The sequence below is a fragment of the Streptomyces sp. NPDC059455 genome (assembly GCF_042750115.1).
Lineage (GTDB): Bacteria > Actinomycetota > Actinomycetes > Streptomycetales > Streptomycetaceae > Streptomyces > Streptomyces endocoffeicus.
The window spans coordinates 1-8,279 of the sequence record NZ_JBHYVB010000263.1 but is presented as its reverse complement, the minus strand read 5'-3'; the positions used below and the strand labels follow the sequence as shown (position 1 = coordinate 8,279).

Genomic DNA, 8,279 nt, shown 5'->3' with positions numbered 1-8,279 from the left:
ATTATTCCCCATCTGGGTGTATAAGTACGACTCACAAGGACGACCGTCTCCCGCCCCGCCCCGCCTACAACCACCCCCCCGGCCGCCGTGTTGGGGGCGCCCGTCATTGTTGCTCATGTGTGCACTGGAGATGACAACTGAGGGAAATTGTTGGCACCCAGTGTCTTGCGAGGTGGCACAGCGTGCCATACGGTGATGGTGTCCGGGCGGCCGGCGCACTGCCAACCATCGTGCGTCGGCTGTCCCCGCAAACCGCTTTGCGCGCCCGGACGACGCCTGCGTCACCAGGCACCCGGCGTTACCCGCGCCGCACCGAGCACCACCTCCGCCGAACCGACGGCACCGCATCAGCATCACCCGTCACGAGCCCAGCGTTCCCTCAGGCGTCCCCCCATGGACGCTTCGCCGGAGGCACCGATGAACGAGATACTTGACGCGATCCTGGCGTCGGACACAGCACCCGAGGAATTCGCGGCACTGCGCGTCCCCGAGTCGTACCGCGCGGTGACCGTGCGCAAGGACGAGGCCGAGATGTTCTCGGGCCTCACCACCCGGGAGAAGGACCCCCGCAAGTCATTGCACGTGGACGAGGTGCCGGTGCCCGAGCTGGGCCCCGGAGAGGCGCTCGTCGCCGTGATGGCCAGCTCGGTCAACTACAACTCCGTGTGGACCTCGATCTTCGAACCGCTGCCGACGTTCGGCTTCCTGGAGCGGTACGGCAAGCTCTCCCCCCTGGCCAAGCGGCACGACCTGCCGTACCACATCATCGGCTCCGACCTCGCGGGCGTCGTGCTGCGCACCGGCCCCGGCGTGAACTCCTGGAAGCCGGGCGCCGAGGTCGTCGCGCACTGTCTGTCGGTCGAGCTGGAGAGCGCCGACGGCCACAACGACACCATGCTCGACCCCGAGCAGCGCATCTGGGGCTTCGAGACCAACTTCGGCGGGCTCGCCGAGATCGCGCTGGTCAAGTCCAACCAGCTGATGCCCAAGCCAAAGCATCTGAGCTGGGAGGAGGCCGCCGCCCCGGGCCTGGTCAACTCCACCGCCTACCGGCAGCTGGTCTCCCGCAACGGCGCCGGGATGAAGCAGGGCGACAACGTCCTGATCTGGGGCGCGAGCGGCGGGCTCGGCTCCTACGCCACCCAGTTCGCGCTGGCCGGCGGGGCCAACCCGGTCTGTGTGGTCTCCTCGCCGCGGAAGGCCGAGATCTGCCGGCGGATGGGCGCCGAGGCGATCATCGACCGCACCGCCGAGGACTACAAGTTCTGGAAGGACGACGGCACCCAGGACCCGCGCGAGTGGAAGCGGTTCGGGAAGAAGATCCGCGAGCTGACCGGCGGCGAGGACGTGGACATCGTCTTCGAGCACCCGGGCCGGGAGACCTTCGGCGCGTCCGTCTATGTCACCCGTAAGGGCGGCACGATCGTCACCTGCGCCTCGACCTCCGGCTACACCCACGAGTACGACAACCGCTACCTGTGGATGTCGCTGAAGCGGATCGTCGGCTCACACTTCGCCAACTACCGCGAGGCGTGGGAGGCCAACCGTCTGATCGCCAAGGGCAAGATCCACCCGACGCTGTCCAAGACGTACCGGCTGGAGGACACCGGCCAGGCCACGTACGACGTCCACCACAACCTCCACCAGGGCAAGGTCGGCGTGTTGTGCCTGGCCCCCGAGGAGGGCATGGGCGTGCGCGACCAGGCGATGCGCGAGCAGCACATCGACGCCATCGATCTGTTCCGTGACGACTCGTCGGAGCGGACCGACAAGCACAGCCGTGACGACTCGTCGGAGCGGACCGACAAGCACAGCCGGGATGTGCGATGAGTGGCACACCCCGCGCCAAGGACCGTCCCTGGCTGATGCGCACGTACGCCGGGCACTCCACCGCCGAGGCGTCCAACGAGCTGTACCGGCGCAACCTGGCCAAGGGCCAGACCGGGCTCTCGGTCGCCTTCGACCTGCCCACTCAGACCGGCTACGACCCGGACCACATCCTCGCGCGCGGCGAGGTGGGCCGGGTCGGGGTCCCGGTCTCGCACCTGGGCGACATGCGGCGGCTGTTCCAGGAGATCCCCCTGGAGCGCATGAACACCTCCATGACGATCAACGCGACCGCGATGTGGCTGCTGGCGCTGTACCAGGTCGTCGCGGAGGAGCACGGCGCCGATGCCGCGAAGCTCCAGGGGACGACGCAGAACGACATCGTCAAGGAGTACCTGTCGCGGGGGACGCATGTCTTCCCGCCGGGCCCGAGCCTGCGGCTGACCACCGACATGATCGCGTACACGGTCAACCACATCCCCAAGTGGAACCCGATCAACATCTGCAGCTACCACCTCCAGGAGGCCGGGGCCACTCCGGTGCAGGAGATCGCCTTCGCGATGTCCACGGCGGTCGCCGTACTGGACGCGGTGTTCGCCTCCGGCCAGGTTCCCGAGGACCGTAAGGGCGACGTGGTGGCCCGGATCTCCTTCTTCGTGAACGCGGGCGTCCGCTTCATCGAGGAGATGTGCAAGATGCGCGCCTTCGGCCGGATCTGGGACCGGATCACCCGCGAGCGGTACGGCATCAAGAACCCCAAGCACCGCCGGTTCCGCTACGGCGTCCAGGTGAACTCGCTCGGCCTGACCGAGGCCCAGCCGGAGAACAACATCCAGCGCATCGTCCTGGAGATGCTGGCCGTCACCCTCTCCAAGGACGCCCGCGCCCGCGCCGTCCAGCTCCCGGCCTGGAACGAGGCGCTGGGCCTGCCCCGCCCCTGGGACCAGCAGTGGTCGCTGCGCATCCAGCAGGTCCTCGCCCATGAGAGCGATCTGCTGGAGTACGACGACATCTTCGAGGGCTCCCATGTGATCGAGTCCAAGGTCGCCACCCTGGTGGAGGACGCCGAGGCCGAGATCGAGCGGATCCAGGAGATGGGCGGGGCGATGGCCGCCGTCGAGTCCGGCTATCTCAAGGCGCGGCTGGTGGCCTCCCACTCCGAGCGCCGGGCGCGGATCGAGGCGGGTGAGGAGAAGATCGTCGGCGTCAACTGCTACGAGTCCACCGAGCCCAATCCGCTCACCGCCGACCTCGACACCGCGATCATGACGGTGGACCCGGAGAACGAGGCGCGGGTGGTCTCGGCCCTGCACACCTGGCGCGAGCAGCGCGACGAGGGACCCGCCGAGGAGGCCCTCGGTGCCCTCCGTAAGGCCGCCGTGGGGACCGACAACCTGATGGAGGCCACCCTGCGCTGTGCCCGCGCCGGGGTGACCACCGGGGAGTGGGCCTGGGCGCTGCGCGATGTCTTCGGCGAGTACCGCGCCCCCACCGGGGTCGGCGGCGCGCCCCTGTCCGTCGCCACGGAGGCGGGCTCCCTGCTGGCCTCGGTCCGCGAGAAGGTCGGGAAGACCGCGGCCGACCTCGGCGGCGGAAGGCTGCGGCTGCTGGTCGGCAAGCCGGGTCTGGACGGGCACAGCAACGGCGCCGAGCAGATCGCCGTACGGGCCAGGGACGCCGGTTTCGAGGTGGTCTACCAGGGGATACGGCTCACCCCGGAGCAGATCGTCTCGGCGGCCGTGGCGGAGGACGTGCACTGCGTCGGGCTGTCGATCCTGTCCGGGTCGCATGCCGAGCTGGTGCCGGACGTCCTGGAGCGGATGCGCACCGCGGGCGCCCAGGACATCCCCGTCATCGTCGGCGGGATCATCCCGTCCTCGGACGCGGCCGCCCTGCGCGCGGCGGGGGTCGCCGCCGTTTTCACCCCCAAGGACTTCGGTATCACGGAGATCATCGGCCGTATCGTCGATGAGATCCGCGCCGCGAACACGCTTCCCCCTCTGGAGGTTCTCGTATGACCGCCCCCGACCGCGCTGATGCCGCCGGCCGCCTTCGGCCGCGCCGCTCGTGCCTCGCCGTCCCCGGCTCCAATCCGCGCTTCCTGGAGAAGGCCCAGGGGCTCCCGGCCGATCAGGTCTTCCTGGACCTGGAGGACGCCTGCGCGCCGCTGGCCAAGGAGGACGCCCGGCACACCATCGTCAAGGCGCTGAACGAGGGCGACTGGACCGGTAAGACCCGGGTGGTGCGGGTCAACGACTGGACCACCCACTGGACGTACCGGGACGTCATCACGGTGGTAGAGGGCGCGGGCCCGAACCTGGACTGCATCATGCTGCCCAAGGTGCAGGACGCCCAGCAGATCGTCGCGCTGGACCTGCTGCTCACCCAGATCGAGAAGACGATGGGCTTCGAGATCGGGCGGATCGGCATCGAGGCGCAGATCGAGAACGCCAAGGGTCTGGTCAACGTGGACGAGATCGCCGGCGCGTCGCCGCGTCTGGAGACCATCGTCTTCGGCCCGGCCGACTTCATGGCGTCCATCAACATGAAGTCCCTGGTCGTGGGCGAGCAGCCGCCCGGCTATCCGGCGGACGCCTATCACTACATCCTGATGCGGATCCTGATGGCGGCCCGCATGCATGACCTCCAGGCGATCGACGGCCCGTACCTGCAGATCCGGAACGTGGACGGCTTCCGCGAGGTGGCCGGGCGCGCGGCCGCGCTCGGCTACGACGGCAAGTGGGTGCTGCACCCCGGCCAGGTGGAGGCGGCCAATGAGGTCTTCTCGCCGTCACAGGAGGACTACGACCACGCGGAGCTGATCCTGGACGCCTACGACTACTGCACCTCGGCGGAGGGCGGTATGAAGGGCTCGGCGATGCTCGGGGACGAGATGATCGACGAGGCCAGCCGCAAGATGGCCCTGGTCGTCGCGGGCAAGGGCCGCGCCGCCGGGATGAGCCGTACGTCCGCCTTCCAGCCCCCGGAGGCGTGAGCCATGCAGTTCGGCCGTACCTATGAGGAGTTCACGGTGGGCGACGTCTACCGGCACTGGCCGGGGAAGACGGTCACCGAGTACGACGACCACCTCTTCTGTCTGCTCACCATGAACCACCACCCGCTGCACATGGACAGCAACTACGCCGAGAAGACGACCGATTTCGGCAAGAACGTGGTGGTCGGTAACTACATCTACTCACTGCTGCTGGGCATGTCCGTCCCCGATGTCTCCGGAAAGGCCATCGCCAATCTGGAGGTCGAGTCACTGCGGCATGTGGCGCCCACCTTCCACGGCGACACCATCTACGGCGAGACCACGGTCCTGGACAAGACTCCGTCGAAGTCCAAAACCGACCGGGGCATCGTGTATGTGGAGACCAAGGGCTACAAGCAGGACGGCACTCTGGTCTGTGTCTTCCGGCGCAAGGTGATGGTGCCGACCGCCACATACATCAAGGAGCGGGGCGGCGAGCAGCCGGGCCGCCCGGAGCTGGGAGGGCAGTGATATGAGCCGCCTCGCGCAGACGGAAGGCCTGACCGACATCCAGCGGGAGATCCTCTCCACGGTCAGGGATTTTGTCGACAAGGAGATCCTGCCGGTCGCGACCGAGCTGGAACATCGCGATGAATATCCGACGGCGATCGTCGAGGGACTGAAGGAGCTCGGCGTCTTCGGGCTGATGATCCCGGAGGAATACGGCGGTCTGGGTGAGTCACTGCTCACCTACGCGCTGTGCGTGGAGGAGATCGCCCGCGGCTGGATGAGCGTCTCGGGCATCATCAACACCCACTTCATCGTGGCGTACATGCTCAAGCAGCACGGCACCGAGGAGCAGAAGGAGTATTTCCTTCCCAAGATGGCGCTGGGCGAGATCCGGGGCGCCTTCTCGATGTCGGAGCCGGGGCTGGGGTCGGATGTGTCGGCCATCACCAGCAAGGCGGTACCGGACGGCGACGAGTACGTCCTGAACGGGCAGAAGATGTGGCTGACCAACGGCGGCAGCTCCACCCTGGTGGCGGTCCTGTGCCGGACCGGCGAGACTCGGGAGGGGGTCGCGCCGCACAAGGCGATGACCACCTTCCTGATCGAGAAGGAGCCCGGCTTCGGGGAGGTCCGGCCCGGTCTGACCATCCCCGGCAAGATCGAGAAGATGGGCTACAAGGGGGTCGACACCACCGAGCTCATCATGGACGGACTGCGCATTCCGGCCGATCGGGTGCTCGGCGGGGCGCCGAACCGAGGTTTTTACCAAATGATGGACGGAGTCGAGGTCGGCCGGGTGAATGTCGCCGCCCGCGGCTGTGGTGTGGCGCGGCGCGCTTTCGAGCTGGGCGTCACATACGCACAGCAGCGGCATACCTTCGGTAAGCCGATCGCCCAGCACCAGGCCATCCAGTTCAAACTGGCCGAAATGGGAACAAAGGTCGAGGCGGCGCATGCGATGATGGTCAATGCGGCCCGGAAGAAGGATTCGGGCGCGCGCAACGACCTCGAGGCGGGAATGGCGAAGTACCTGGCGTCGGAGTACTGCAAAGAGGTCGTGGAGGACGCCTTCCGCATCCACGGCGGGTACGGCTTCTCCAAGGAATACGAGATCGAGCGGCTCTACCGAGAGGCACCGATGCTTCTCATCGGCGAAGGGACCGCTGAGATTCAGAAAATGATTATTGGACGGAGGCTTCTGGAGGAATACCGAACCCAAGACTGAACGTCCCTTTTGGGGTGGTATCCGAGAGAACAAGGTCACACCGCGCCAAGGGTCTTCGGTCACTGACAAGCCACCGACGAGCCCTGGCGCTTGCCCAGTTACCGCTCGCAACCGATACCATCCCGTAAAGCCGCCGTCCCCAGTCTTGCGTCGCGGCATCCTCCGCTACGAAGGTCATCCATGCCCCACAGCCAATCCTCTGCACAACGCGACAGCCCGGTCGGTGTACGCCTCGCGCGCGGAGCGTCGCCGTGGCTCCTCCCGACCGTCGCCACCGCGGCGGTCAGTCTTGCTCGGTCCCGCCGCTCCGGACGCTGGGCGGCGGTCGCCGTGCCCGCCACCGCGCTCGCGGCGGGCATGCTGTGGTTCTTCCGCGACCCCGAGAGAGAGATCACGCAGGGCCGTGTGATCTCCCCGGCCGACGGCGTGGTGCAGAGCATCATGCCGTGGAAGGACGGGCGCACCCGCGTCGCCATCTTCATGAGCCCGCTCAACGTCCACGTCAACCGCGCTCCGCTGGCCGGTACGGTGACCTCCGTGGAGCACATCCCCGGCGGCTTCGTTCCCGCGTTCAACAAGGAGAGCGAGAACAACGAGCGGGTCGTCTGGCACTTCGACACCGAGCTGGGCGACATCGAGATGGTCCAGATCGCCGGCGCCGTCGCCCGGCGTATCGTGCCGTATGTGCCACAGGGCACGAAGGTCGAACAGGGTGAGCGGATCGGTCTCATCCGCTTCGGCTCGCGGGTCGACGTATACCTCCCCGAGGGTGTCGATGTCGCGGTCGAGGTCGGCCAGGCCACCACCGCGGGGGTGACTCGCCTTGACCGTGATTGATCCCGATACGCAGGCCGCCTGGGTCCCCGAGGCCGAGGTGGACGCGGCCGACGTCGACGAAACGGACGACATGCCGCTGTCGACGCGACTGTCGATAGCCGACACGCTGACCCTGGGCAATGCCACCTGTGGCTTCCTGGCGGTCTACTTCACCACCACCGGCGTCCTCATCCCGCACCTCACGGGCAGCGAGGACGGCGGGATGACCCGGCACAGCGCCGCCTCCGCGGTGATGCTGATGCTGCTCGCCTCCGTCTTCGACCTCTTCGACGGGCTCGTCGCGCGGAAGCTGCGCAGCTCGGCGATGGGCGCGGAGCTGGACAACCTCTCCGACCTGATCAGCTTCGGGCTGGCCCCCGCGTACTTCGTCCTCGTCTGGGGGATGGTGTCCGACGACGCCTACCAGCGAGTCTCGGTGGTGGGCGCGATCGTGGTGCTGCTGGCGGTGGTGCTGCGGCTTGCCAGATTCTCCTGTGTCACGCTGCGTGACGGCGTCTTCCAGGGCATGCCGAGCCCATTCGGCGCCCTGACCGTCGTCTCGGTGGTCCTGCTGGGCCTGCCGTTCGTGCCGACACTGCTCGCGATCGTGGGCGTCGCCTGGCTGATGGTGAGCCGGGTGGAGTACCCCAAGCCGCGCGGCCGGCTCGCCGTGGCCATGCTCGGCTGGATCGTCACCAGCATGGCCCTGCTGGCCGCCTGGGCCTTCGAGGCCCCCGGCGGTGAACTCCTCCTCCAGTCGGCCTGCGCCCTGCAGGTCGTCATGGGCGCGGTGATCCCCCTCTTCGCCACGGCTCGCCGGGTGAACGCGTTCCGCGACAACCGCCGCGAAGCGAGGGCAGCGCAGCTGCCGTAGCGGCCGTCCATCCGCCCGTCCCTTGGACGGAACGCCGTGGGGGGGCGGGGGGC

General features: G+C 67.8%; 7 protein-coding genes. All 7 read left to right on the top strand.

The window, feature by feature from the left end; genetic code table 11:
- Positions 1 to 417: 417 nt before the first annotated feature.
- The 7 genes from ccrA to pssA all read left to right on the top strand — a co-directional run bounded on the left by ccrA (position 418) and on the right by pssA (position 8,226).
- Positions 418 to 1,830 (top strand): crotonyl-CoA carboxylase/reductase, encoded by a 1,413-nt coding sequence (ccrA, locus tag ACFXB5_RS48045; protein ID WP_385220932.1) that lies wholly within the window; start codon positions 418 to 420, stop codon positions 1,828 to 1,830.
- The gene (locus tag ACFXB5_RS48040; protein WP_385220929.1) at positions 1,827 to 3,845 is read left to right on the top strand and encodes a protein meaA; all 2,019 of its coding nucleotides are present in this window, start codon (positions 1,827 to 1,829) and stop codon (positions 3,843 to 3,845) included. Before ccrA ends, ACFXB5_RS48040 begins: the two co-directional genes overlap by 4 nt.
- Entirely contained in the window at positions 3,842 to 4,822 is a 981-nt protein-coding gene (locus ACFXB5_RS48035; RefSeq protein WP_385220927.1) for an HpcH/HpaI aldolase/citrate lyase family protein, read from the top strand. Before ACFXB5_RS48040 ends, ACFXB5_RS48035 begins: the two co-directional genes overlap by 4 nt.
- Before the next feature lie 3 nt (positions 4,823 to 4,825).
- Entirely contained in the window at positions 4,826 to 5,332 is a 507-nt protein-coding gene (locus ACFXB5_RS48030) for a MaoC family dehydratase (protein WP_201853006.1), read from the top strand.
- Between the two features lies 1 nt (position 5,333).
- Positions 5,334 to 6,536 carry an acyl-CoA dehydrogenase family protein gene (locus ACFXB5_RS48025; RefSeq protein WP_385220924.1) on the top strand — a complete coding sequence of 401 codons (1,203 nt, stop codon included), beginning with the start codon at positions 5,334 to 5,336 and terminating at the stop codon, positions 6,534 to 6,536.
- A gap of 180 nt (positions 6,537 to 6,716) precedes the next feature.
- Positions 6,717 to 7,373, top strand: coding sequence for a phosphatidylserine decarboxylase (locus ACFXB5_RS48020; RefSeq protein ID WP_201853008.1), 657 nt, complete (start codon positions 6,717 to 6,719; stop codon positions 7,371 to 7,373).
- Positions 7,360 to 8,226 carry a CDP-diacylglycerol--serine O-phosphatidyltransferase gene (gene pssA, locus ACFXB5_RS48015; RefSeq protein ID WP_037958797.1) on the top strand — a complete coding sequence of 289 codons (867 nt, stop codon included), beginning with the start codon at positions 7,360 to 7,362 and terminating at the stop codon, positions 8,224 to 8,226. The genes ACFXB5_RS48020 and pssA overlap by 14 nt, the downstream gene beginning before the upstream one ends.
- The last annotated feature ends 53 nt before the right edge of the window (positions 8,227 to 8,279 follow it).

Bases quoted from the DNA above. Each gene is read 5' to 3' on its own strand.
- ccrA (WP_385220932.1), top strand. From the start codon at position 418: ATGAACGAGATACTTGACGCGATCCTGGCGTCGGACACAGCACCCGAG.
- ACFXB5_RS48040 (WP_385220929.1), top strand. From the start codon at position 1,827: ATGAGTGGCACACCCCGCGCCAAGGACCGTCCCTGGCTGATGCGCACG.
- ACFXB5_RS48035 (WP_385220927.1), top strand. From the start codon at position 3,842: ATGACCGCCCCCGACCGCGCTGATGCCGCCGGCCGCCTTCGGCCGCGC.
- ACFXB5_RS48030 (WP_201853006.1), top strand. From the start codon at position 4,826: ATGCAGTTCGGCCGTACCTATGAGGAGTTCACGGTGGGCGACGTCTAC.
- ACFXB5_RS48025 (WP_385220924.1), top strand. From the start codon at position 5,334: ATGAGCCGCCTCGCGCAGACGGAAGGCCTGACCGACATCCAGCGGGAG.
- ACFXB5_RS48020 (WP_201853008.1), top strand. From the start codon at position 6,717: ATGCCCCACAGCCAATCCTCTGCACAACGCGACAGCCCGGTCGGTGTA.